The following is a 24,915-nucleotide window of genomic DNA, read 5'->3' on the forward strand; positions in this document are numbered from 1 at the left end:
TAAGACGACGTGCCCCGGCCTAGATTCAACCGGCACGGAAAATCAGATGATCCTCCCAGTCGTCCTCGGCCACGGTGCCCTCGGCGAGCATCCGCCCTGATTGGGAAATACGCTCGACATGCACCGCCTGCGGATCACCACACACCAGATGATGCCAAAGGGGCAGGTCCTTGCCTTCGGCGACGAGTCGATAGCCACAAGTGGGCGGCAGCCATTTGAACTGTGCCGCATCAGCAGCCGTCAGCTGGATGCAATCAGGCACGCTGGCGCGGCGATTGGGATAATCCGTGCAACGGCAGCTATGCAGATCAAGGAGTTTGCAGGCGATGCGGGTGTAGTAGACGCAGCCATCCTCCTCATCCTCAAGCTTCTGCAGGCAACACAGGCCGCAACCGTCGCACAGCGACTCCCATTCCTCTGCGTCCAGCTCGACCAGGGTCTTGCGCTTCCAGAAGGGTTCGACTTTCGCCGCCATCAGTCCACCTCGAACAGGGATGCTGTCGTCAGATCGCGTCGTTGCGACGCAGCAGTTCTTCCGGAAGATGCTCGATATACTCGTCCGGAGGTGGCGGCATCTGCAAGTGGAAGCCCTGCTTTTCCAGGTTCTCGAGTACGGTCGCGATATTCTCCCGCGCCAGTGTACGCTCGGGTGTCAGCACCATATCGAACGCATGTTGCGGCGTGCCGAACACCGCAAGCAGCGCTTCCGGGACCCGCGCCAGTGCTTCGCTGCGCTCAACGTAGAGGTACATCCCATCCTTGCGCGGACTTTTATAAATGGAACAAAGACGTTTCATCGGGTTTCTTCCAGTGCATCGAGAAGGGATTGCCCCAACCGCTCGCGGCGCCAGCCCCGCAAGGAGTCGGGCAATTGATAGGGGCCATCGGGGTAGCCGGTTTTCAAGAGTGACTCGAGTACTTTCTTGCGCAGCACCAGCTCAGGCGCAATATTCAGGGCAATAGCCTCACGCTGTCCGACTGCTCGCAGCTTCTTCAACAGCGCGGACGCTTCCAGCGGCAACGGCTCGGGCAGAGGCGCGGGCCAGTCCTGCTCGGGCGTGGCAGCCGCCGTGCGAATCAGTTCGAGCAGGGTCTCGCCATCCTGGCGCACGGTACGCGGATGCATGTCTTCTATGCGCGCCAGGCCGACCAGATCCACAGGCTGGGTGCGTGCCAATGGCCACAGACTGTGTTCACGCAAAACACGATTGCGCGGCTGGTTGCGCGCCCGTGCCTGCTGCTCGCGCCAGGCCGCCAATGCACGCAAGACAGCAAGCTGACGCGGCTTGAGCCGCCAGGCCTGCTTGACCTCGCGATAGACCTCAGCCGGATCGGTTTCACGTCGCTGGTTCGCTACCCACTCGGCGCCATCTTCCAGAATCCACGCACGCTTTTCCTCAGACAGCTTCGGCAACAGCGTCTGGTAAAGCTCGGCCAGATGCTGCGCATCTTCGGCGGCATATTGGATCTGCATCTCGCTGAGTGGACGCTGCAGCCAGTCGGAACGTGTTTCACCCTTGGGTAGTTCGATGTTCAGCACTTCCTGTACCAGCCGTGAATAGCCCATCGAAAAACCGATATTCAGGTAGCCGGCAGCCAGTTGCGTGTCGAACAGCGGTGCAGGCAGGCTGCCAGTCAGGCGCAGGAAAACCTCAAGGTCTTCACTGCAAGCGTGCAACACCTTGACCACTGACTCATCTTCAAGCAGGCCGCTGAAAGCCGTCCAGTCGCTAATCAGCAAGGGATCGATCAGGTAGGCACAGCACCCGTCGCCCACCTGCAGCAGGGCTGCGATGGGATAGAAGGTGTCGACCCGCATGAACTCGGTGTCCAGCGCGACAAATGGTAGTTGCCGCCACTCGGCGCACAGGCGGGCCAGATGCGCATCATCCAGAACCCATTGAGTGTTGATGGCCACTATGGCCTCCTTATTGTCGGCTGACGACCGAAGAGCGCCGCAGTATATAGGTGCGCTCAGCTATTCGCCGCGCAAACATCCACCGCGCGGCGCTAACATTCAGCGATCGACCCACGGAGCGCCGCCATGCCGCTTGCCCAACTGATCAATGCCCAGCAACTGGCTGAACGCTTGCAGCAGCCAAACCTGGTCATCCTCGACTGCCGCTTCGCTCTGGACGACCCGGATTATGGCCAGCGCAGCTATGCCCAGGCACATATTCCGGGTGCCCGCTTTGTCGATCTTGAGAAAGACCTGTCTGGCCCGGTAATCACCGGCCAGACCGGTCGCCACCCGCTGCCGGAACCCAGGCAACTGCTCGCCAGATTTCAGGCTCTGGGCCTGAATGAGGAGAGCCAGGTGGTTCTCTATGACGACGGTCCCGGTGCCTTCGCCGCGCACGCCTGGTGGCTGCTGGTCTGGCTGGGTAAACGCGACGGCCTCTACCTGCTCGACGGCGGCCTTCAGGCCTGGCACGACGCCGGACTGCCACTCGACGACAAACGCCCCGCGATCACTCCGGGCACGCTGCAAGGCAGGCCGGATAACAGCCTGACTGTTGACGCGACGATGCTTTCAAAACAGCTGGCAACCGCTGAACTGACACTGCTCGACGCCCGCGCCCTGCCACGTTTTCTCGGTGAAGCAGAGCCCATCGATCCTGTTGCGGGTCACATTCCCGGCGCTCACTGCCTGCCCTTCACCGAGAACCTTGATGCCGACGGGCGCTTTCTGCCACCCGAACAGCTACGGTCGCGCTTCGAGCGGAAACTGGCCGGAACATCCCCGGACACGCTGGTGGCTTACTGCGGCTCCGGCGTAACGGCCTGTCATAACCTGTTCGCCCTCTGCCTGGCCGGCTACCCGCTGGCCCGGCTGTATCCGGGCTCGTGGAGTGAATGGATCACCGATCCACTGCGCCCGGTTGCCCGCCAGCCGCAATGACAGGATCAGCCCGCAGGCTTCAGCGCCAACAGCACGAAGCCACAGATGATGCCCGCCAGAGCGATCAGCCAGCCAATTCGGTGGGCGCGGTTCTTCTGCGCCTGACGAACCGGGTCCACGGGTTTCTTTTTCCTCACGCATCCACCTCGAACCTGAAAGCTCATGTGAGCTGCTAAAAGTTGAGTGCCGCGACGAGCCGGTTTGCTGCCGCCACGCACAAGCGGCACGCAACCTACGACGCCCGGCGACTATCTGCAAGCCTCACTGGTCAAAGGGCACGCGTCACTGTCGCTCCGTCAGAAACGCGGTAGGCGGCGATCCATCGGCATTGAGCTGGAAGATTTCCTGCGGCCTTCCCTCATGGTCCAGCACCAGCAGACCAATACCGCTGCCGTTCCACAGCCGCTCGCCAGCCTGGCTACGGTCCGGTACTCGCGGCACCACCTCCAGCCGGCGACGTTTGGTCAGCCAGTTCAAAGGGGACCAGGGTGCGTAAAGCCAGCGATTGAGCCGGTCGAACCAGTCCAGCAGACGCCGTGGAAATTCATTTTTTACACCGCTGCTGGTGATCTGCCAGAGCTGCGGACCGGTGTCGCGACCGCGGTCGCGAATGTGCAGCTGATAGACGAAAGAATAATGCACGTCACCGGAAAGAATCACGTAGTTACCGGGCGTCCTCGAGTGACGGAAGATGTTCATCATCACGTGGGCGGCGCCGCGGTGTGCCATCCAGTTTTCCGCATCGACCATCAGCGGGTGTCCCGCCCAGCTGAAGACGCGTTGCACCGCCTCGATCAGCTTGACGCCGAACATGGGTGCCGCCGAAACGATGAGCACGGCCTTATGGTCCAGCAGGTTCTGCTGAAACTCACTCAGCGCCTCCCAGTCCATCAGACCGGAAGGACGGCTGAGATTGCGCTCACTGCGCCAGCGGCGGGTGCGCGTGTCCAGCACCACCAGCGGCGGCACGCTGGCCAGTTCGTAGCCCCAGCCATGAAATTGATGCAGGTCCTCGATCAGCCGATCCTGCAGCTCGCTGTCCAGCCAGCCATCGGCAGCTGATGCCATTAGTTGTTGCGTCTGCGTCAACAGCTCGCCGAAACGCCTGGGCTGATTGCCCCATGCCTGGCACAGCAGGTAGGCGATCAATGCGTTACCAATGATTCGCCGGGACAAGGGATGGCCGTAGGCGGTCTCCTCCCAGCGGGCCGAAAGATTCCAGTCATCAGTAACGTCGTGATCATCGAAGATCATCAGCGACGGCACATGCGCCAGCCCTCTCGCCACCTGAGGCAACCCCTGGACGAAAGCTTGCAGACACTCGTCTTCGCGGCGGTAGCGCTCGGCCTGTTCGGCGGTGAGCGAACCCGGCATGACCGGCGCGATCAGCGACCAGGGCAGCGGCGACCAGACCAGCAGGTACATGGCCATGACTTCACCGAAGGTGATCAGGTGGTTCTGTCCGTTGGAGGTCGTGAACACCGGCTTTTCCACGCCACCAAAAAAGCGCTCGCGCAATGCTTCGTTGGACTTGAACGCAGGCAAGAGCTCCTCGCGCCGGTAATAGGTAGCCGGGTGGTCGAACAGTTCTGCACTGTCATCCACCACCGCACCTTCCAGCTGCTCGCCATACAGCCCGAGCCGGTGCACCAGCGCATGAATGGCGACCAACATCGGCCCCGCGACATCGTCGGCGTACACCTGGTCGCCGGTCATCAGCAATAACGCCGGCCGGCCCTCGGGATTGTCGAGCTGCTGCTCGATCAGCTCGTCGACGCACAACAGCCCGTCCTGCGCGGCGTGGTGCGGCTTGCGACAGGAGCCGTGCAATACCCGGTCGAGCCGGGACTTGATGACGAAACTGGGCCGGCTCGCGCCCGGGTACAGCAAATGCGGCGCCCAGTCGGCGATACCCTGCTCCGCCTGCCCTTCGCTGCGGATGCGCAGGTCGTATTCGATCAGACAATCGCGCGGCAGCGCTTCTTCCAGCGCCACATCAATCAGATGCAGCACCGCATCGCGACCGATGGGCAGGCGCTGGCAGGTTGTACCCTCCAGCGGGATCACACGCTGCGTTCCCTGCGCCTCGCTTTCAACTACCAGTGAAAGCGTCAGCGGGCGTGTCGAAACCAGCCAGAGCACCAGGCGATCGGCCTCCACGCGACGCAACAGTGGGCCAGCAAGGACCGTCGGCAGCGTGTCGGTATTGGATGAGGAAGTAGTCAAAAAACCATTCACATTGGGAGGCGGAAGTTCGGGTAGCGGATTTGTCCAACCGGCAGAACGCTGCCGCTATCGGATTTCTGCTCCGGATTGCCGCTCACGACGCACCGAACAGGACAGCCCAGTAGATACCGGCATCACTCTGCGGATCGACTGCATAGGCCGCGCCCAGCTCGCTGAATTGCGGGCTCATCAGGTTTGCACAATGACCTGGGCTGGCCAGCCAGCCGTCAAGCACCTTGCGCGGCGTGTCCAGTGCGGCGGCGATGTTCTCACCCGTGCGCGTGCCGTCATAGCCTGCAAGTTCCGCCCGGTCGCCCGGCGTGCGCCCATCGCTGCCGAGATGGCTGAAGAAGTTGCCGTTGGCCATGGCTCGGCTGTGGGACTCAGCCGCTGTACCGAGGGCGGCGTTCCAGACCAGCGGTGACGTGCCGCCAAAGGACTGCGCACCGCATTGACGCGGCTGCTTGCGCGCCTCGTTGATCAGGGCGAGCAGTTTCTGCCCTTCCACCTGCCAGTCGCCCAGCTTGCCACTCAGCAGCGGGCGGGCCAGGACGATACGCCAGTCGCGGCCCTGCTGGCTCACGCCGAGGTCGACAAATTGCGGGTCCAGCAGAAGCTGGCAGTAGCTTTCCTGCAGCGCACTCATCGCCGCCTGCGCATCGCGCGGGCCCGACAGGCTGATCGCCTGAGCGCTGGTAAATGGATAGCCCCTGGCGCCTAGCGCCCGGTGCAGATCCGCGCGCCCCTGTACCGCCAACACCAGACGGCTATCGGTTGCCAGCGGCGGCAATGCCTCGAATGATTGCCCTGCACAGCTGCGCACCTCGCCACGATAGAGGTTGATCGACTCCACCAATCGCGCCTCCTCGCCCGCACCGGCAGTACCGACGAGCAGCAATCCCAGCAATGTGAGACCTATGAGCGATGACCCGATGCGCATGGGGATTTTCCTTGAAGTCGTAGTTGCAACGCTGGCGAAAGCCCACTCGCCATAAACAGCAGCGCTTGGCCCGTCCGAAGTGTCCGAATTGAAGCAGGATCTGGCAGGAGGCTGTCGTACAAAGGCTATTTGAAAAGGGCTTACGCTTTCCAGGCCCGGTTTGACTTTCCAATGCACCCGATAAGGCACCCGCCCAGATACACAATGCCATTTCGCAGTCACAAGCCGCCTCTTCTTCGACGTGCGGACGCTCTGCACGATACGTCCGCCTGTGCGTATCCGAACCGGGGCGGCTATGATCGAGCACCATGAACAGCCCGTCGCCCCTTCGCCCGCCCTGCCCTCCTGGCTCCTGCATCTGCGAGCGCAACGAACTGTTGGCAACGCCTGATGCAGACCTGCGCATCCTGCGCCTGACCCGGCATGAAGAACGGCGCCTGCTTGAGCGCCTGGAAAACATGCAAAGCCTGGACGACCTCAAGCAATTACAGCAAAAGATGCTCGACCAACTGGGCCTGCGCATGACCGTTGCCCCCAGTCACAACGAAGTGCGCAGCATGCGCGGCATCGCCATCGACTTCGCGGAGCAACGAGGCCTGTGCCGCAAGATCCGCCAGTCGATTCCCGCAGCGATTCGCCGCGGCCTGGAGAAACAGCCCGAGATCGCCTTCCGCCTGCTTGATGCCCACGACCTGCTGCGCGATGCCTGAATCGCATTGAGCATGTCGCGGCGAGGTTAGTTCGCAGATGGAATCGTGGCGGCAGCCGGAAAACGCTTCATCATTACGCCACACAGCAGCAATCCCGCCAGCCCCAGCGCCCCGCCAACGTAGCCGATGCTTTGCAGCCCTATCTGCTGGCTGACCACGCTGCCGAGCAAGGCGCCAGCGCCGATACCGACGTTGAATATTCCCGAGAACAGCGACATGGCCACGTCGGTGGCGTCCGAGGCGAAATGCAGCACTCTGGACTGCAACGCCAGTACAAAACACAGCACGACCACGCCCCAGATCACGCTCAGCACCAGGAAAACTGCTGTGTATCCCGACAAGGGCCGCAGCAGTAGCAGGCACAGCGCCAGGATCAGAATGGTGCAGAACAGAAACGGGCGCGAATAGCGCGGGCTGTAGCGGCTGAACAGCACCGAGCCCAGAATGCCCGCCCCACCGAACAGCAGCAGGACCAGGGTCGTCATGTTGCCGCTCATCTGCGCGACTTCGCGGGTAAACGGCTCGATGTAGCTATAGGCCGTGAACTGGGCGGTGACCACCAGCACCGTCAGCGCATAAACCGTGACCAACAGAGGCCGTTTAAACAGCACCGGCAGGCTGCGCAAGGAACCCGAATTCTGGCTGGGCAGCAGCGGCAAGGTCCGCGCCAGACACAGCAGCGCCAGCCCAGCCAGCACCGCAATGATCAGAAAGGTCGTGCGCCAGCCCAGCATTCCGCCAATCACTCGGCCAAGAGGAACGCCCAGCACCATCGCCATGGTGGTGCCGGTAGCTAGCAAGCCCAGCGCCTGCGCGGCCTTGCCCGGCGGTGCCACGCGCACCGCCAGCGAAGCCGTGATCGACCAGAACACGGCATGGGAAAAAGCGATGCCGGTACGACTGATCAACAGCACCTCGAAACTCCAGGCGATACCCGAAAGCAGATGACTGACGATGAACAGTAGGAACAGGCCGATCAGCAACTTGCGCCGCTCGATATTGCGCGTCAGCAGCATCAGCGGCAGCGACGCCAGCGCGACGATCCAGGCGTAAACCGTGAGCATCAACCCCACGTGCGCGGTGGGCATGTCGAAACTGCGACCAATGTCGCTGAGCAGCCCCACCGGCACGAATTCGGTAGTGTTGAAAATGAACGCAGCCAGCGCCAGTGCCACGACACTGAGCCAGCGCCCGCTGGGTGCGGTAGATTCCAGATGGGTCATGAAGATGATCGAGCTCGAAGCGCAAGGAGGCGAACCAGACCCTAGATGCCAATGGAGGCAGCCGCAAACGCATACTCGCGCTTGCAGGCTGTGCAAGGCGGGCCTGGAAAGGCGCGATTCTATGCCTCGCATGACGCTGCGACAACGAAAGGCCGATGCGTGACAACCCCGAAACGGATGGCCGCACGCCCATGCCGTGAGCTGCCCATGGGCGCAACCGTGCCAGTACCGGCGCAGCCCTGGCTGGGCATCGCCGGGCCGTCCCGCCCAGGCCGAAACCGACAATAAGCCCGCCATTGCTGTATCGTGGGGCAATTGCTGCGACAGCATCCTTCCTGAAAGCGAACCGGCCCCAGGGCCCAGCGCTTTCATGGCTCGCCGATTCTGACGCCTCTGCCGGACCGCACTGCGCGCCGGTACACGAACGAGGCCGTACGGCGATTTGGCAGAAACCGGCAATCGGTTTCCCGTTGTTCCGAAAGCTTACCGCCGTGGCTCCTCCCGACAGGAGCCGGCGCACTAACGCCTGTTCCCCCGACATCCGCTGGCCGGACAGGCGCACATGACTACGAATTTTCGTCACCTCTTCAAGCGCCCGCAGCCGTCGCCGGTGTGGAGCGATCTGGCTCCCGTTCGCGATGAGCTGTTCGGCACCGAGCGACTCGAACATCACGCCCGCAGCCTGGCCGCCGCCCAGCCGGTCACGCCTTGCCCGCCCGTCGTGCTGTCGCTGCAAGCGCGCCTGAACGACAACGCAGCGGTACTGCTGGCAGCCTATCGCGCCAGTGCCGAAAAGCTGGAAAGTGGCGGTACCGTGGTGCCGGCTGCCGAGTGGTTGCTGGACAATTACCACCTGGTCGAAGCGCAGATTCGCGAAATTCGTGACGACCTGCCGCCAGGCTTCTATCGCCAGCTGCCCAAGCTCGCCGAGGGGCCTTTCGTCGGCTACCCGCGCGTCTTCGGCCTGGCCTGGGCCTTCGTTGCCCATACCGACAGCCATTTAGATCCCGAGACGCTGCGACGATTCATCAGCGCCTACCAACAGATTCAGCCACTGACCATCGGCGAACTCTGGGCCGTGGCCATCACACTGCGCATCGTGCTGATCGAAAATCTGCGCCGCCTGACCGATCAGATCACCTAAGGCCGTGCAACCCGAGCCGCCGCCGACGCACTGGCCGACCGACTGCTGCAGGCCCCTCCGCGAAGCAGGCGCTGGACGATGAAATCGCCGCGCGTGGCACGGCCGAGCTGTCGGACGTCTTCGCCGCCGAACTGGCCAAGCGCCTGCGCGACCAAGACCCCCGCACCACGCCCGCACTGGGCTGGCTGGAAGAGCAACTCGCCCGGCAGGACACCACCATCGATCAGATGGTGCAGCTCGCCCAGCAGCGCCAGGGAGCCTCGAACCTCAGCGTGCGCAACGTCATCACCAGCATGCGGCTGATTTCCGATATCGACTGGACCGAGCTGTTCGAAAGCGTCAGCCTGGTGGATGAGCGGCTGCGCGGTGGCAGCGCCTTCGCGACCATGGATTTTCCGACGCGCAACCTCTATCGCAGCGCCATCGAGCAACTGGCCCGTGGCTCAGCCGCCACCGAGCTGGAGATAGCCGGTGCCGCGCTGGATGCCGCAAACGCCGCGCCTACCTCGGATCTCGCGCAAGACGCACGCCTGGGTGATCCGGGCTATCACCTGATCGGCGAGGGCCGCCTCGCACTGGAACGCCGCATCGATTTCCGTCCACCGCTGGGGTTGCGCCTGAGCCGCTTCCACGTGCAGCTGGGCATCGTCGGCTATGTCGGCGCCATTCTCCTGGTGACCACCCTGCTGCTGATCCTCGGCCTGCAGGCATTGGGCGGCGCCGGCGTGGGTGCCGGCTGGCTGGCGCTACTGGCGCTTGTCGCCTTCCTGCCGATCACGGATCTGGCCACGACGCTGATCAACCGCCTGGTGACCTGGCGTTTCGGCGCCATGGCACTGCCAGGCCTGGACCTCACCGCCGGGGTGCCGCAGTCGATGCGCACGCTGGTCGCGGTACCGACGCTGCTGACCAATGAAGCCGACTTGCTGGAGCAGATCGAGCGAATCGAGGTGCACCATCTGGCTGGCGCCGGTGGCGATCTGACCTTTGCCTTGCTCACTGACGGGCTGGACGCCGACCAGGAAGTGCTGGACGGCGACGCTCGCCTGCTCGACGTCGCGGTCAACGCCATCGCCCAACTGAACCAACGCTATGGCCCGGCACCCGGCGGCAGTCGATTCCTCCTCCTGCACCGTCGGCGGCAGTTCAACCCCAGCGAAGGCCGCTGGATGGGCTGGGAGCGCAAGCGCGGCAAGCTGCATGAGCTGAATCGATTGCTGCGTGGCGCCACGGACACCAGCTACATGCCGCTGGCCGGCTGCACACAGCGGCTCCCGGAGAATGTGCGATACGTGATCACGCTGGACGCGGACACCCGTTTGCCGCGCGATGCCGCCATGCGCCTGATCGGCAAGATGGCGCACCCCCTGAACCGGCCGAGGTTCAGCGTGCCCGAGCAACGTGTGGTCAACGGCTACGCGATTCTCCAGCCTCGGGTCACGCCGTCGCTGCCGGTGGGCCGCGAGGGCTCCTTCTATCAGCGGGTATTCTCCAGCCCGGGCGGCATGGATCCCTACGCTGCTGCCGTTTCCGACGTTTATCAGGATCTGTTCGGCGAAGGCTCCTACACCGGCAAGGGCATCTACGACATCGACGCCTTCGAGGCGGCGCTGGCCGGGCGGGTGCCGGAAAACACCATGCTCAGCCATGACCTGTTCGAGGGCGTGTTCGCCCGTGCCGGCCTGGCGACCGATGTCGAGGTCGTGGAGGAGTTTCCGTCACGCTACGACGTATCGGGCAAACGCCAGCACCGCTGGACCCGAGGCGACTGGCAGCTGCTGCCGTGGATATTCGGCACACGCCGCGATGCCCAGGCGCTGCCCATCATCGGGCGCTTCAAGATGCTCGACAACCTGCGCCGTTCGCTGCTCGCGCCGCTGAGCCTGCTGGCCCTGCTGTTGTGCTGGATGCTGCCCCTGCCGGCTGCCCTGATCGGCACCCTGCTGGTGCTCGGCGCGCTGGCGATTCCCGGCTTCCTGCCCCTGTGCTTCACGCTGCTGCCGTCTCGCAGTGGCGTCAGTGCGCAAAGCCATCTGCACCGTCTGGCGGGCGATCTGCGCACAGCGGCCTCGCAAACCCTGCTGAACCTGGCCTTTCTGCCGGACCAGGCCTGGCGCATGATCGACGCCATCCTGCGCACGCTGTCGCGGCTCTATGTGACCCGCCGCAACCTCCTGGAATGGACCACCGCCGCCCAAGCAGCCATAAGCCCACGGCTGAAACTGAGTGGTTTCTACCGTGGCATGGCCGGCGGCACCGCGCTCGGTCTCGGCGTATCGCTGTGGGCACTGCTCGTAGCTCCGGCGTCCTGGCCACTGGTGTTGCCTTTCGTCCTGCTCTGGCTGGGCGCACCGGCTCTGGCGCTATGGGTCAGCCGCTCCCCACGGGTGGCGCCCACTCAGAGGCTGGCCGACGCGGATGCGCAGGAGCTGCGCCTGATTGCACGGCGCACCTGGCGCTTCTTCGAAACCTTCGTCACGCCCGCTGACAACATGCTGCCGCCGGACAACTTCCAGGAAGATCCCAAGCCGGTCGTCGCCCGCCGAACCTCGCCCACCAACATGGGCCTGTATCTGCTGTCGGCCGTCGCTGCCCGTGATTTCGGCTGGGCCGGTACGCTCCAGACCCTCGAGCGGCTGGAGGAGACGCTGGACAGCATGAGCCGACTGTCGCGTCACCGCGGTCACTTCTTCAACTGGTACGCCACCGAGGACATGCGCGCCCTTGAACCGGCTTATGTCTCGGCCGTGGACAGCGGCAATCTTGCCGGCCATCTGATTGCCATCGCCAACGCCTGCGAAGAGTGGCTTGACCAGCCACTGCCGCCGCATGCCCGGCAGGGCCTGCATGACAGCCTGCAACTGACGCGCCAGGCCATCGCCGCGCTGCCGGCCGCCAATGGCGAACGTGGCCGGCCGCTGCTGGACGTGCTCGATGAAATCGCCACGCAAATGGACAATGCGCAGGCGCTGGACACCCGTTCAGCCACACTCAGGCAATTGACGGACAAGGCCCTTCGCATCGCCCAGGAAATCTGCCCATCAGGCGCAGATACAGATGCCGACTCGCAGGAGTTGCACTTCTGGCTCAGCTCCCTGAGCCAGACGCTGGCCGAGCACGTCCGCGACCGTCAGCAGTCGGATGAGTCGTTGCTCCAACTGCAGGCGCGCCTGCGCAGCCTCGCCGGGGCCGCACGGCAGATGGCACTGGAGATGGACTTCGGCTTTCTGCTCGACCCCGAGCGCAAACTGCTGTCGATCGGTTACGGACTGGCCGACAACAGCCTGGACCCCAGCTGCTACGACCTGCTGGCCTCCGAAGCACGCCTGGCCAGCCTGTTCGCCATTGCCAAGGGCGACGTGACCACCCGCCACTGGTTCCGCCTGGGCCGCACCGCGACGCCACTGGGCAATGCCTCGGCGCTGATCTCATGGTCGGGCTCGATGTTCGAATACCTGATGCCTTCGCTGATCATGCGCGCACCGGCCGGCAGCCTGCTGGAGCAGACCAATCGCCTGGTGGTGCAGCGTCAGCAGGAATATGGTGATGAGCGCAACGCGCCCTGGGGCGTGTCGGAGTCGGCCTACAACGCCCGAGACATGGAATTCACCTATCAGTATTCCAACTTCGGCGTGCCCGGCCTCGGCCTCAAGCGAGGCCTGGCGGAAAACCTGGTCATCGCCCCCTACGCCACCGGCTTGGCGACCATGGTCGACGCAGCCGGCGCACAAGCAAACTTCCGGCGTATGGCAGAGATGGGCGCACTCGGGCGCTACGGCTTCTATGAGGCGCTGGACTTTACCCCTGCACGCCTGCCGGACGGCAAGTCATTCGCCGTCGTGCGCAACTACATGGCGCACCATCAGGGCATGACCATCGTCGCCATTGCCAATACGCTCCTGGGCGGCCAGATGCGCGCACGCTTCCATCGCGAACCGATGATCCAGGCCTGCGAACTGTTGCTGCAGGAACGCATGCCACGTGATGTCGCCATCGCCCATCCGCGTGCCGAAGAAGTGAAGATCCGCGCAGCCGAGGGCGGCGGTGATCCGCAGGCGCTGCGCCGCATCCAGGGCTCGGTGGCGGTGGCCGCGCCGAACACGCACCTGCTCAGCAATGGGCGCTATGCCGTGATGCTCACCGCCTCCGGCGCGGGATACAGTCGCTGGCGCGACCTCGCGGTCACCCGCTGGCGCGAAGACGTCAGCCGTGACGACTACGGCTCTTTCGTCTTCGTGCGCGATACCGCGGACGGCAGGGTCTGGCCCGCCGGTGGACAGCCGTTCGATAGCGATGCGGTCAGCCACGAGGTGATATTCGGTGAGGATCATGCCGAGTTCATCCGCCACGACCTGGACCTGACCACCACGATGGACGTGCTGGTTTCCGGCGAGGACGACAGCGAAGTGCGCCGCGTATCGCTCGCCAACTGCGGACGCGAGTCACGGGAAATCGAACTGACCTCCTACAGTGAGGTGGTGCTGACCACGCCCTCCACCGATAACGCGCATCCGGCCTTCGCCAAGCTGTTCGTGGTCACCGAATACCTGCCCGAGTTCGGCGCGTTGACCGCCACCCGACGCCTGCGCAGCCAGGGGGAAAAACCGATCTGGGCCGCGCATTTCGCCGTAGTGGAAGGCGAAGTGGTCGCCGATCCGCAATATGAGACCGATCGCGCACGCTTCATCGGCCAGCGACCAAGCGTAGCGGCTGCCGCCGTAGTCGCCGAAGGCCAGCCGCTGTCGAACAGCGTCGGCACGGTGCTCGATCCGATCTTCTCGCTCAAGTACCGGATCCGGGTGGCACCGGGCAAGGTCGGTCGCGTGGCGTTCTGGACCCTGGTCGCCGGCTCGCGGGACGAGCTGCTGAACCTGATCGAGAAGCACCATGACCGCAGCGCCTACGACCGCGCCAAAACGCTGGCCTGGACGCAAGCCCAGGTTCAGCTGCGCCATCTCGATATCAAACCGGCCGAAGCCGCCGACTTCCAGCGCCTGGCCGCGCCCATCCTCTATGCCAACCCGAAATTCCGCGCCCCTTCGGCCGCGATTATCCAGGGTGCCGGTGCCCAGTCCGGTCTGTGGCCCCACGCGATTTCCGGCGATCTGCCGATCGTGCTGTTGCGCATCGACGACATTCAGGACATTGCCCAGGTCCGCCAGTTGCTCCGTGCGCATGAATACTGGCGGATGAAGCGCCTGGCAGTGGACCTGGTGATCCTCAACGAGCACGCCAGTTCCTACCTGCAGGACCTGCAGATCGCCATCGAAACCGCCGTGCGCAGCAGTCAGTCGCGCCCGCGCTTCGGCGCCGAGTTTGCGCAGGGCTCGGTGTACATGCTGCGCGCCGACCTGTTGAGCACCGAGGCACGGGCCCTGCTGCGCAGTGTCGCGCGCGTGTCACTGATCGCCCGCCGAGGATCGATCGCCAATCAGCTGGCCAACCATCTGCAACCGGCCGATAACGGGGCTGAGCCTGTGCATACCCCGATACAGCGTGCGCTTGTCCAGGCATCGCCCGCCTCCGGTAGCGAGCTGGCGCAAGGCCTGGAATTCTTCAACGGCCTGGGCGGTTTCGACAAGGATGGTCGCGAGTATGTGACGCTGCTGGAGGCGGGCCGCAACACGCCGGCGCCCTGGATCAACGTCATCGCCAACCCGCGCTTTGGCTTCCAGGTTTCAGCGCAGGGCAGCGGCTATACCTGGGCGGAGAACAGTCGGGAGAACCAGATTACCCCCTGGTCCAACGACCCGGTCACCGATCCCTGCGGCGAAGCCTTCTACATACGTGACGAGGAAAGCGGCGCGCTGTTCAGCCCTACCGCCCAGCCGATCCGCGATAACGGCCCTTATGTGGCGCGTCATGGCCATGGTTACAGCCGCTTCGAACACCAGGCCGAAGGCATCGCCCTGGATCTGCTGCAATACGTCGCCCTCGCCGACCCGATCAAGATTTCCCGCCTGACGCTGCGCAACCTGTCCGCCGAGCCACGCCGGCTGTCGGTCACCAGCTACAACGAATGGGTGCTCGGCACCGCCCGTGGCGCCTCTGCGCCCTTCATCATCACCCAGCGCGACGCCAGCAGCGGCCTGCTGCTGGCACGCAATCCCTGGAGCAGCGCCTTTCCCGGGCGGGTGTCCTTCGCCGACCTCGGCGGCCGGCAAACGACCTGGACGGCCGATCGCTGTGAGTTCCTTGGCCGCAACAGTGGCCCGGCCACGCCTGCGGCGCTGCTCGCCGGCACGCCGCTATCCGGCAATATCGGCGCGGGCATGGACCCTTGCGCCGCGCTGCAGTGCAGCATCGAGCTGGCGCCCGGGGAAAGCATCGAGATCGTTGCCTTCCTCGGCCAATGCGCCTCGGCCGAAGAAGCGCAGGCGCTGGTCGAGCGCTATCGCCAGGCCGATCTCGATTCGGTGTTGCGCGAAGTCACGGACCACTGGCGCCACGCCCTCGGCTCGGTGCAGGTGAAAACGCCGGACCGAGCGATGGACATCATGCTCAACGGCTGGCTGCTGTATCAGACCCTGGCCTGCCGCATCTGGGCACGCTCGGCGTTCTACCAGGCCAGCGGCGCCTATGGCTTTCGCGACCAGCTGCAGGATGGCATGGCGCTGACCTTTTCCCAGCCCGAGGCCACCCGCAGCCACATTCTGCGCGCCGCCAGTCGCCAGTTCCCGGAAGGCGACGTGCAGCACTGGTGGCTGCCTCACTCCGGTCAGGGTGTGCGTACGCGCATCTCCGACGACCGTGTCTGGCTGTCGTTCGCCACGGCGACCTATATCCAGGTTTCCGGCGACGCGGCGATCCTCGACGAGCCGGTGAGCTTCCTCGAAGGACCGCTGCTCAAGCCCGGTGAACACGACGCCTTCTTCCAGCCGATGCTCGCGGATGAGACCGCCTCGCTGTTCGAGCACTGCGCTCGCGGGCTCGACCAGTGCCTGGCGCTGACCGGCGAACTCGGACTGCCGCTGATCGGCGGTGGCGACTGGAACGACGGCATGAACCGCGTGGGTGAAGATGGCAAGGGCGAGAGCGTCTGGCTCGGCTGGCTGCTGTTGCGCACCATCGAGTTGTTCGCGCCACTGGCCGAGCAACGGGGCAGCATCGGCGACGCACAACGCGCCGACCACTGGCGCGAACATGCCCTGAAGCTGGCTGATTCGCTTGAAGAAAAGGCCTGGGACGGCGAATGGTACCGCCGCGCGACCTTCGACGACGGCACCTGGCTCGGCTCGAAAGACAGCGACGAATGCCGCATCGATTCCATTGCCCAGTCCTGGGCGGTGCTGTCGGGTGCCGCCGACCCGAGCCGTGCGCGCCAGGCCATGGCCTCGGTCCGGCATCACCTGATCCGCGAAGACGACGGCTTGGCCCTGCTGTTCACCCCGCCGTTCGACAAGACGGCGAAGGAGCCCGGCTACATCAAGGGTTATCCGGCGGGGTTGCGCGAAAACGGCGGGCAGTACAGCCACGCCGCCATGTGGGCGATGCTCGCCTTCGCCAAGCTTGGCGATGGCGACGCGGCCTGTGGAATGTTCAGTCTGTTGAACCCGATCAACCACGCGCTGACGCCCGAGCAGAGCCAGCGCTACAAGGTTGAACCCTACGTGGTCGCGGCGGACGTCTACGGGGTCGCACCGCATAACGGCCGCGGCGGCTGGACCTGGTACACCGGCGCGGCCGGCTGGATGTACCGCGCCGGAGTGGAGGGCATTCTTGGGATACGTCGCGAAGGTGACTGGCTGTTCCTCGACCCCTGCATCAGCAGCGAATGGCCGGCGTTCGAGGCAAGCATCACCCTGGGCGACACCCGCTACGCCATCCGCGTTGAAAACCCGGCGCGAGCCAATCGCGGCATCAGGCAGGCCCAGCTCGACGACGTCCCGCTCGACTGCAGCCAGGGGCAGGTTCGACTGGCGCTGGACGGGCGCAGCCATCAGGTAACGCTGACGCTCTGACAGGTGAGGTGATCGTTCCCGTGCTCCCGCGCGGGAACGATCATAACCACCAAGGCGCCATACAGCCGACGCAAGCCCCAAATCCGTCCCAAGTCTTTACAATGGCGCCCTTTCGCCCTGTACCCGGTCCGCGCGCATGTCCCTACCCAAGCACCACCTCGAACTGCTGAGCCCCGCTCGGGATGTCTCCATTGCCAAGGAGGCCATCCTGCACGGCGCCGATGCCGTGTACATCGGCGGGCCGAGCTTCGGTGCGCGGCACAATGCCGAGAACAGCGTGACCGATATCGCCGGGCTGGTGGAATTCGCCCACCTGTTCCATGCGCGGGTGTTCGTGACCCTCAACACCATCCTGCATGACGACGAGCTGGAGCCTGCGCGCGCGCTGATCCACCAGATGCATGAGATTGGTGTCGATGCGCTGATCGTGCAGGACATGGGCATCATGGAAATGGACCTGCCGCCCATCGAGATCCACGCCAGCACCCAGACCGACATCCGCACCCTGGAGCGGGCGAAGTTTCTCGATCAGGCGGGCTTCTCCCAGCTGGTCCTGGCCCGCGAGCTGAATCTGGCGGAAATCCGCGCTATCCATGAGCAGGTGGATTCAACCCTGGAGTTCTTCATCCACGGCGCGCTGTGCGTGGCGTTTTCCGGGCAGTGCAACATCTCCCATGCGCAGACCGGGCGCAGCGCCAACCGCGGCGACTGCTCCCAGGCCTGCCGCCTGCCCTACACGTTGAAGGATGACCAAGGCCGCGTGGTGGCTTTCGACAAGCACCTGCTGTCGATGAAGGACAACAACCAGAGCGCCAACCTGAGCGCGTTGATCGATGCTGGCGTACGCTCGTTCAAGATCGAGGGGCGCTACAAGGATATGGGCTATGTGAAGAACATCACCGCCTACTACCGCCAGCGCCTCGACGACATTCTCGAAGGCCGACCGGACCTCGCCCGCGCCTCCAGCGGTCGTACCGAGCACTTCTTCGTGCCGGACCCGGACAAGACCTTCCACCGCGGCAGCACCGACTACTTCGTCACTGACCGCAAGATCGACATCGGCGCCTTCGATTCGCCGACCTTCACCGGCCTGCCAGTGGGCGAAGTGCTCAAGGTCGGCAAGCACGATTTCGTCACCCAAACCGGTGAGCCGCTCTCCAACGGCGATGGCCTGAATGTGCTGATCAAGCGTGAAGTGGTGGGTTTCCGCGCCAGCGTGGTCGAGCAGTTGAGCCAGTTCGAAGCCGAGGGCAAGGCGCAGTGGCAATACCGCATCGAGCCCAACGAAATGCCGGCCGCGCTCAAGCAGCTGCGGCCGAACCACCCGCTCAATCGCAACCTGGACCACAACTGGCAGAACGCACTACTCAAGACCTCCGCCGAGCGCCGCATCGGCGTACGTTGGCTGGCAAAATTGCGCGCCGATGAACTGGAGCTGCATGTCACCAGCGAAGAAGGCGCCTATGCCAGCGTCTCGCTGGCCGGCCCCTTCGGCGAAGCGAAGAAGCCCGAGCAGGTGCCCGGCCAGATCGCCGATCTGCTGAGCCAGCTGGGCACCACGATCTACCACGCCGAAGAAACCGAGATCGATGCACCCCAGGTATTCTTCATACCCAACTCCCAGCTCAAGGCCCTGCGCCGCGAAGCCATAGATGCGCTGAACGTCGCGCGCGAAGCCATGCGCCCGCGTGGGGGGCGCAAGCCGGTCAGCGTGCCGCCGCCGGTCTACCCGGAGTCGCACCTGTCGTTCCTCGCCAACGTCTACAACGAGAAGGCTCGCGCCTTCTACCACCGTTACGGCGTGCAGCTGATCGACGCAGCCTACGAGGCCCATGAGGAAACCGGCGAGGTGCCGGTGATGATCACCAAGCACTGCCTGCGCTTCTCCTTCAATCTGTGCCCCAAGCAGGCCAAGGGCGTCACCGGCGTGCGCACCAAGGTCGCGCCGATGCAGCTGGTGCATGGCGACGAGGTGCTCACACTGACGTTCGACTGCAAACCCTGCGAGATGCACGTGATTGGCAAGATCAAGGGCAACATCCTCAACCTGCCACAACCGGGCAGCGCGGCCAGTATCGTCGGGCAGATCAGCCCCGCGGATCTGATGAAGACCATCCGCAGCAAGCCACAGAGCTGACAGGTCGTTGAAAACCACCTGCGTATCAGGGTCTGTTGACGTTTTCATCGCGGCTTGCGTTGACCCGCCAACAGACCCTAATGTGCGACCACACTGAAATCACCCTGGAGACGTCCATGTTGCTTCGCCTGGTAACGGCTTTTGTATTCAGCACAACCGCCCTGACCGCCCTGGCCAATGATCATGCCCATTCGCATCATCAGCAGAAGGTCGAGGCGCCCACCGTCAGCGGCGCCTGGTCCCGCGCAATGCCACCGAGCGCGCCGACCGGCGCGGTGTACTTCACGCTGAACAATCCGGGTGATCAACCGGAACGCCTGATCGGCGCACAGACAGCACGCGCAGGTAAAACCGAATTGCATACCCACGTGCATGAAGGCGACATCATGCGCATGCAGCAAATCGATTCGGTCGAGATTCCTGCTGGCGGTGATGCCGAGTTCAAGCCGGGCGGCAATCACGTCATGCTGTTCAAGCTGAATGAGCCGCTGACTGCAGGCGAACACTTTCCGTTGACACTGATCTTTGAACACGCCGGCGAAGTTATCGTCGATGTGGTCATTCAGGACAACCCACCACAAGCCGCTGGCGATGCCCACAGCCATCACCAACACTGAAACCTGAAGGAGCCGGCCAAGCCGGCTCCTTCAGGTCAGCTACCAGTCGGCGTCCGCATGGTGACGAACTCTTCGGCCGCCGTCGGGTGAATACCGAAGGTGTCATCGAAAACGCGCTTGGTGGCGCCGGCCTTCAAGGCCACCGCCAGACCCTGCATGATCTCCCCGGCTTCCGGCCCCGCCATGTGGCAGCCCAGCACCTTGTCGGTCTCGGCATCGACCACCAGCTTCATCAGGCTGCGTTCCAGGCTGTCGGTCATGGTCAGCTTCATTGGCCGGAAGCGACTTTCAAACAGCGCCAACCTGTATCCCTGCTCGCGCGCCTGTTCCTCGGTCAGACCCACGGTGGCCAGATTCGGCAGGCTGAACACCGCCGTGGCGATGGTGTTGTAATCCACCGGTCGGTATTCCTCCGGCTTGAACAGCTGCCGTGCCACGGCCATGCCCTCGGCCAGCGCCACGGGCGTGAGCTGTACGCGACCAATCACGTCGCCAATTGCCAAGATGGAAGGCACCGAAGTGCAGAAGCTGTCGTTTACCTTGATGAAGCCACGCTCATCCAGCTTGATACCCACCTGATCGAGACCGAGGTTGTCCAGCATAGGGCGCCGCCCCGTTGCATAGAACACGCAATCCGCTTCCAGGCTGCGACCATCTTTCAGAGTCGCCAGCAGACTGCCATCCGGCTGCCTGTCGATACGTGCAATGTCGGCATTGAACTGCAGGTCGACGCCCTTCTTGATCATTTCGTCCTTGAGATGTTCGCGCAACGAGCCGTCGAAGCCGCGCATGAACAGCTCACCGCGGTAGAGCAGTTTGGTGTCGGCGCCGCAGCCATGGAAGATGGAGGCGAATTCCACCGCGATATAGCCACCGCCCACCACCAGGACGCGAGCTGGCAAGGCTTCGAGATAGAACGCTTCGTTGGACGTGATCACATGCTCACTGCCTGGAAAGTCCGGCACATGTGGCCAGCCGCCGGTCGCAATCAGAATGTGTGCGGCGCTGTAGTGTCTGCCCTCCACCTCGACGGTATGGGCATCGACCAGGCGCGCGTGGGCCTGCAACAGTGTGACGCCACTATCAGTCAGCAGATTCTTGTAGATACCGTTGAGCCGCTCGATCTCGCGGTTCTTGTTGGCAATCAGGGTTTTCCAGTCGAACTTGCTGCCATCGAAGGTCCAGCCGTAGCCCCGCGCCTGATCGATGTCCTCGGCGTAGTGCGCACCGTAGACCAGCAGTTTCTTCGGCACGCAGCCGACGTTGACGCAGGTCCCACCCAGGTAGCGACTCTCCGCCACTGCCACCCGCGCACCATAGCTGGCGGCGAAACGCGCGGCACGTACGCCGCCCGAACCGGCGCCAATGACGAAAAGATCGAAGTCGTAAGCCATTAGCAGTTGTCTCCTGTCATGAACCTACAGCATAACCGAGGCATTACGCCTGCTCATCACTGGAGTGCCGCATGCCCCCTACCCTGACCCATCTCGCCCTGCATGTTCCGGACCTGGACGCCTGTATCGAGTTCTACTCGACGTTCTGCGGCATGCGGGTATTTCACGAACGCGCAGGGAAAGGTTCGCGCATCGTCTGGATGGCCGAGCCGGGCAAGGAGCGGACGTTCATCTTCGTCATCATGCCGGGCGGAACGGATCGGGCGCTGGCTGCCGATGACTACAGCCATTTCGGTTTCGCCCTTTCCAGCCGTAACGAGGTGGATGCCATAGCAGATCGCGCACGTGAAGCCGGCTGCCTGATCTGGGAACCGCGAAACGAGCCCTACCCGGTCGGCTATTACTGCGGGCTGCGTGACCCAGCGGGGAACTACGTGGAATTCAGTTACGGTCAGCCCTTGGGTCCGGGCGCCGAGGAACTGCCGACTCCCTGAGAGCGGGCCGCCGTGATGGCGGCCCTTGCCGACTCAGAATGCCTTGCCGGTGAGGTAGAAGTTTTCGTAGCAGAAGTTTGTCGCGGCGATGTAACCCTCTGCGCTTCCACAATCGAAGCGCTGGCCCTTGAACTTGTATGCCAGTACGCAACCGTCTTTCGCCTGGCGCATCAGGGCATCGGTGATCTGAATTTCGCCGCCCTTGCCGGGTTCGGTCTGCTCGATCAGCTCGAAGATATCCGGCGTCAGGATATAGCGACCGATAATGGCAAGGTTGGACGGGGCCTCTTCCGGCTTGGGCTTCTCCACCATGTGGCTGACACGGAAGATGTCGTCACGGATCATTTCGCCAGCGATCACACCGTACTTGCTGGTCTCTTCCGGTGGTACTTCCTGAATCGCGACGATCGAGCAGCGAAACTGGTTGTACAGCTTGACCATCTGCAGCAGTACCGGATCACCGTCCAGGTTGATGCACAGGTCATCGGCCAGCACCACTGCAAACGGCTCATCGCCAATCAGGGGGCGACCACTGAGGATTGCGTGGCCGAGGCCTTTCATTTCCACCTGACGGGTGTAGGAAAAACTGCACTCGTCGATCAGACGGCGGATGCCAACCAGGTATTTTTCCTTGTCGGTGTTGCGGATCTGGTGCTCGAGTTCATAGCTGATATCGAAGTGGTCTTCCAGCGAGCGCTTGCCTCGGCCAGTAACGACGGCAATCTGGTTGAGCCCTGCCGCCAATGCCTCTTCAACCCCGTACTGAATCAAGGGCTTGTTCACTACCGGCAGCATTTCCTTGGGCATCGCCTTGGTTGCAGGAAGGAATCGCGTGCCATATCCGGCCGCAGGGAAAAGGCATTTCTTGATCATGTGAGTCCTTGAAGAAAAAGGGTTCCGGTTGCTGCGCAGCGCTGACATCGATAGCCGTTGTCCTGCCCGCTCCGTCGGCTACCCGACGCAGAGGCTACGACCATCGAATTCACGCGGGGTTCGCGCTTCGATCACTACGAAAAACGAAAAGTCGAGAAAGAAGAAGACAGACGGTAGTTGACCTGCACAGCTGAGCATAGCGTGACGCCTGACCCCGTGAATGCCAAGTCCCCCGACTCGTTTTTATCGCACCGCAACGTGCTTTCGGCCACGAGCGTGCGCGGACGCTCGAAGCCTTGCATCAAATGCCAAAAAACTGACCTGTATCATTGAACTGGCAAATATATTTCCCAAGCACAGGTTGGCAGGCGTCCCGCAGGACGGTCCGCTCATACTATGTGACTATTCACATAAGTAGCCTTTAGCCATCAATCTGACAGAACGCCATCGCCCTTCAAGAAAATCATTACCGAGCCGATAGCAATGACTGGCGTGGCTGATATGGCGACTCGCGAAACTGCGGCCCTCAGCGAACCCGTAACAACGACGTGGCCACCCGCAGCAGATACCAAGGAAAACGATGAACAATTCTCCCGCTACTCGACAAATGTCTGTCCAGGCCAAGATCAATCTGGCCCTGCTGGTGGTATTCGCCTCGGTGCTTTCCGCGTCCCTGTTTTATGCCGCCATTACTGAAAAGCGTCTGGTGCTGCAGGTGGTCGAACAACAGACCAAGGATGCCGCCGATTCCTATTTCGACAGCATCAACACCATGATGCTGACCGGCACCATGGCCCAGCGCGACGTACTGCGAAACAAGATCCTTGCGCGTCCCGGCGTGGTCGATGCTCGGATCATCCGTGGCGACTCGGTCACGTCGGTATTCGGGCCGGGCTTCGCCCATCAGGCGCCCGCCGATGAACTGGACAAGCGGGCACTGGCTGGCGAATCCATCATTGAAGTGGTCGAAGAGAAAAACGGTCGCATCCTGACCGTTGTCAACCCGATCCTCGGACACAAGGACTATCGCGGCACCAACTGCCTGACCTGCCACCAGGTGCAGGAAGACTCGGTCATGGGTGCGGTACGCATCAGTTACGACCTGTCTGCGCTGGACAGCGAGGTCGACCGCAACATCATGATTTCCGCCGGCATCCAATTGCTGCTGCTTCTGGCCGGCCTGCTGGTGATGGGCTACATCATTCGTCGCGTGATCATCAGCCGCATCAACGACATGCGCCACACCATGGAGGCAATGACCGAGGATGAGGACCTTAGCCGTTCCGTATCCATCCATGCCGAAGACGAAGTAGGTGCCATGGGACATGCCTTCAACCGCATGATCGACAAGTTTCGTCACAGTCTCGAAGCGGTTGCAGGGGTTACACGCCACCTGGGTGAAGTGTCGGAACGTGTCTCCAACGTGGCAGAGAAGACCCATTCGGCGGTCATGGAGCAGCGCAGCGAAACCGACATGGTTGCCTCGGCCATGAACGAAATGAGTGCAACCGTTCAGGAAGTAGCGCGCCATGCAACCCAGACAGCCTCGGCGTCCAGTGGGGCTGACGATGAATCCAGGCTTGGCGTTCGCGTCGCCACCGAAGCACTGGACGGTATTGAAGTGCTGATTCGCGACATCGAAAACGCGGCGCAGGTGATCAAGCAGGTGGAAGCCGACAGCGTCAGCATCGGCATGGTGCTCGGCGTGATCAACGGCATTGCCGAGCAAACCAATCTGCTGGCGCTCAATGCCGCCATCGAAGCGGCACGGGCAGGCGAACAGGGTCGCGGTTTCGCCGTGGTCGCCGACGAGGTGCGCACCCTGGCCTCGCGCACACAGAAATCCACCGAGGAAATCCAGGCGACCATTGAGCAGCTGCAAAACGGCGTGCGCAATGCAGTGAAGGCGATGGAAGGTGCCCAGATCAAGGCTCATGCCGGTTCGGACAGCGTCGCCAAGGTTGCTCAGAGCCTCAACGTGATCGCCGGTGAGGTGGGCACCATCAACGACATGAACACCCAGATCGCCACCGCCGCCGAGGAACAAAGCGCGGTAGCCGAAGAGATCAACCGCAACATCACCACCATCAGCGTGATTGCCGACACCACTTCGACCGATGCCCAGCAAACCTCGCAGATCAGCGAAGAGCTGGTACGCCTGGCCGCCGAACTGAACCGACTGGTCAGCCAGTTCAAGCTGTAAGATCGCGCCACTACCGAAGCCGGGCGCCTATGCCCGGCTTTTGCGTTATCGCCGCCATTGACCGCCTTACCATTCTTGATTTGGGACAGCC

Annotated in this window: 17 protein-coding genes; 8 read left to right on the forward strand and 9 right to left on the reverse strand. The window is 63.0% G+C overall.

The window, feature by feature from the left end:
* Positions 1 to 25 precede the first annotated feature (25 nt).
* The 3 genes from NAV32_RS03020 to rnd are packed head-to-tail and all read right to left on the reverse strand — an operon-like array spanning position 26 to position 1,918.
* Positions 26 to 475 carry a YcgN family cysteine cluster protein gene (locus NAV32_RS03020; RefSeq protein WP_256051314.1) on the reverse strand — a complete coding sequence of 150 codons (450 nt, stop codon included), beginning with the start codon at positions 473 to 475 and terminating at the stop codon, positions 26 to 28.
* Between the two features lie 28 nt (positions 476 to 503).
* Complete coding sequence (locus NAV32_RS03025; RefSeq protein WP_256051315.1) at positions 504 to 797, reverse strand: YcgL domain-containing protein; 294 nt, start codon at positions 795 to 797, stop codon at positions 504 to 506.
* On the reverse strand, positions 794 to 1,918 hold the full coding sequence (gene rnd / locus NAV32_RS03030) for a ribonuclease D (protein WP_256051316.1): 1,125 nt from the start codon (positions 1,916 to 1,918) through the stop codon (positions 794 to 796). The genes NAV32_RS03025 and rnd overlap by 4 nt, the downstream gene beginning before the upstream one ends.
* A 126-nt stretch (positions 1,919 to 2,044) precedes the next feature.
* Between rnd and NAV32_RS03035 the strand changes: the two genes are divergently transcribed.
* Positions 2,045 to 2,902: a sulfurtransferase gene (locus NAV32_RS03035; protein ID WP_256051317.1), complete on the forward strand. Its 858-nt coding sequence runs from the start codon at positions 2,045 to 2,047 to the stop codon at positions 2,900 to 2,902.
* Positions 2,903 to 2,907: 5 nt separating this feature from the next.
* Here the strand turns inward: NAV32_RS03035 and NAV32_RS03040 are convergent, their stop codons facing one another.
* The 3 genes from NAV32_RS03040 to NAV32_RS03050 form a co-directional block, all read right to left on the reverse strand.
* Complete coding sequence (locus NAV32_RS03040) at positions 2,908 to 3,039, reverse strand: hypothetical protein (protein WP_256051318.1); 132 nt, start codon at positions 3,037 to 3,039, stop codon at positions 2,908 to 2,910.
* 145 nt (positions 3,040 to 3,184) lie between these two features.
* Complete coding sequence (locus NAV32_RS03045; RefSeq protein ID WP_256051319.1) at positions 3,185 to 5,128, reverse strand: alkaline phosphatase D family protein; 1,944 nt, start codon at positions 5,126 to 5,128, stop codon at positions 3,185 to 3,187.
* 94 nt (positions 5,129 to 5,222) lie between these two features.
* Entirely contained in the window at positions 5,223 to 6,068 is an 846-nt protein-coding gene (locus tag NAV32_RS03050) for a CAP domain-containing protein (RefSeq protein ID WP_256051320.1), read from the reverse strand.
* 308 nt (positions 6,069 to 6,376) lie between these two features.
* Between NAV32_RS03050 and NAV32_RS03055 the strand changes: the two genes are divergently transcribed.
* A complete protein-coding gene (locus NAV32_RS03055; RefSeq protein ID WP_256051321.1) occupies positions 6,377 to 6,778 on the forward strand; it encodes a hypothetical protein in 402 nt (133 codons plus the stop codon).
* Between the two features lie 26 nt (positions 6,779 to 6,804).
* Here NAV32_RS03055 and NAV32_RS03060 read toward each other — a convergent pair whose 3' ends face one another.
* Positions 6,805 to 8,001 (reverse strand): sugar transporter, encoded by a 1,197-nt coding sequence (locus tag NAV32_RS03060; RefSeq protein WP_256051322.1) that lies wholly within the window; start codon positions 7,999 to 8,001, stop codon positions 6,805 to 6,807.
* Positions 8,002 to 8,563: 562 nt separating this feature from the next.
* Here NAV32_RS03060 and NAV32_RS03065 point away from each other — a divergent pair.
* From NAV32_RS03065 to NAV32_RS03080, 4 genes are all read left to right on the forward strand, one after another.
* The gene (locus NAV32_RS03065; protein WP_256051323.1) at positions 8,564 to 9,145 is read left to right on the forward strand and encodes a hypothetical protein; all 582 of its coding nucleotides are present in this window, start codon (positions 8,564 to 8,566) and stop codon (positions 9,143 to 9,145) included.
* 227 nt (positions 9,146 to 9,372) lie between these two features.
* A complete protein-coding gene (locus tag NAV32_RS03070) occupies positions 9,373 to 17,106 on the forward strand; it encodes a GH36-type glycosyl hydrolase domain-containing protein (RefSeq protein WP_256051324.1) in 7,734 nt (2,577 codons plus the stop codon).
* 136 nt (positions 17,107 to 17,242) lie between these two features.
* Positions 17,243 to 19,243: a peptidase U32 family protein gene (locus tag NAV32_RS03075; RefSeq protein WP_256051325.1), complete on the forward strand. Its 2,001-nt coding sequence runs from the start codon at positions 17,243 to 17,245 to the stop codon at positions 19,241 to 19,243.
* A gap of 116 nt (positions 19,244 to 19,359) precedes the next feature.
* Positions 19,360 to 19,860: a copper chaperone PCu(A)C gene (locus NAV32_RS03080; RefSeq protein WP_256051326.1), complete on the forward strand. Its 501-nt coding sequence runs from the start codon at positions 19,360 to 19,362 to the stop codon at positions 19,858 to 19,860.
* Positions 19,861 to 19,895: 35 nt separating this feature from the next.
* Here NAV32_RS03080 and gorA read toward each other — a convergent pair whose 3' ends face one another.
* Positions 19,896 to 21,254, reverse strand: a complete 1,359-nt coding sequence (gorA, locus tag NAV32_RS03085) for a glutathione-disulfide reductase (RefSeq protein WP_256051327.1) — start codon at positions 21,252 to 21,254, stop codon at positions 19,896 to 19,898.
* A 71-nt stretch (positions 21,255 to 21,325) separates the two neighbouring features.
* Between gorA and NAV32_RS03090 the strand changes: the two genes are divergently transcribed.
* A complete protein-coding gene (locus NAV32_RS03090; RefSeq protein WP_256051328.1) occupies positions 21,326 to 21,748 on the forward strand; it encodes a VOC family protein in 423 nt (140 codons plus the stop codon).
* A gap of 33 nt (positions 21,749 to 21,781) precedes the next feature.
* Here the strand turns inward: NAV32_RS03090 and galU are convergent, their stop codons facing one another.
* Positions 21,782 to 22,621 (reverse strand): UTP--glucose-1-phosphate uridylyltransferase GalU, encoded by an 840-nt coding sequence (galU, locus tag NAV32_RS03095; RefSeq protein ID WP_256051329.1) that lies wholly within the window; start codon positions 22,619 to 22,621, stop codon positions 21,782 to 21,784.
* 580 nt (positions 22,622 to 23,201) lie between these two features.
* On the opposite strand from galU, the gene NAV32_RS03100 reads away from it, so the two are divergent.
* On the forward strand, positions 23,202 to 24,824 hold the full coding sequence (locus NAV32_RS03100) for a methyl-accepting chemotaxis protein (protein WP_256051330.1): 1,623 nt from the start codon (positions 23,202 to 23,204) through the stop codon (positions 24,822 to 24,824).
* The last annotated feature ends 91 nt before the right edge of the window (positions 24,825 to 24,915 follow it).

The organism is Stutzerimonas stutzeri (assembly GCF_024448695.1).
Classification (GTDB): domain Bacteria; phylum Pseudomonadota; class Gammaproteobacteria; order Pseudomonadales; family Pseudomonadaceae; genus Stutzerimonas; species Stutzerimonas stutzeri_T.

Excerpts from the sequence above, each read along its gene's own strand:
- NAV32_RS03080 (WP_256051326.1), top strand. The coding sequence starts at position 19,360 with ATGTTGCTTCGCCTGGTAACGGCTTTTGTATTCAGCACAACCGCCCTG.
- NAV32_RS03035 (WP_256051317.1), top strand. The coding sequence starts at position 2,045 with ATGCCGCTTGCCCAACTGATCAATGCCCAGCAACTGGCTGAACGCTTG.
- galU (WP_256051329.1), bottom strand. The coding sequence starts at position 22,621 with ATGATCAAGAAATGCCTTTTCCCTGCGGCCGGATATGGCACGCGATTC.
- NAV32_RS03070 (WP_256051324.1), top strand. The coding sequence starts at position 9,373 with ATGGTGCAGCTCGCCCAGCAGCGCCAGGGAGCCTCGAACCTCAGCGTG.
- NAV32_RS03075 (WP_256051325.1), top strand. The coding sequence starts at position 17,243 with ATGTCCCTACCCAAGCACCACCTCGAACTGCTGAGCCCCGCTCGGGAT.
- NAV32_RS03050 (WP_256051320.1), bottom strand. The coding sequence starts at position 6,068 with ATGCGCATCGGGTCATCGCTCATAGGTCTCACATTGCTGGGATTGCTG.
- gorA (WP_256051327.1), bottom strand. The coding sequence starts at position 21,254 with ATGGCTTACGACTTCGATCTTTTCGTCATTGGCGCCGGTTCGGGCGGC.
- NAV32_RS03060 (WP_256051322.1), bottom strand. The coding sequence starts at position 8,001 with ATGACCCATCTGGAATCTACCGCACCCAGCGGGCGCTGGCTCAGTGTC.
- NAV32_RS03055 (WP_256051321.1), top strand. The coding sequence starts at position 6,377 with ATGAACAGCCCGTCGCCCCTTCGCCCGCCCTGCCCTCCTGGCTCCTGC.
- NAV32_RS03065 (WP_256051323.1), top strand. The coding sequence starts at position 8,564 with ATGACTACGAATTTTCGTCACCTCTTCAAGCGCCCGCAGCCGTCGCCG.
- NAV32_RS03100 (WP_256051330.1), top strand. The coding sequence starts at position 23,202 with ATGAACAATTCTCCCGCTACTCGACAAATGTCTGTCCAGGCCAAGATC.
- NAV32_RS03090 (WP_256051328.1), top strand. The coding sequence starts at position 21,326 with ATGCCCCCTACCCTGACCCATCTCGCCCTGCATGTTCCGGACCTGGAC.
- NAV32_RS03025 (WP_256051315.1), bottom strand. The coding sequence starts at position 797 with ATGAAACGTCTTTGTTCCATTTATAAAAGTCCGCGCAAGGATGGGATG.
- NAV32_RS03020 (WP_256051314.1), bottom strand. The coding sequence starts at position 475 with ATGGCGGCGAAAGTCGAACCCTTCTGGAAGCGCAAGACCCTGGTCGAG.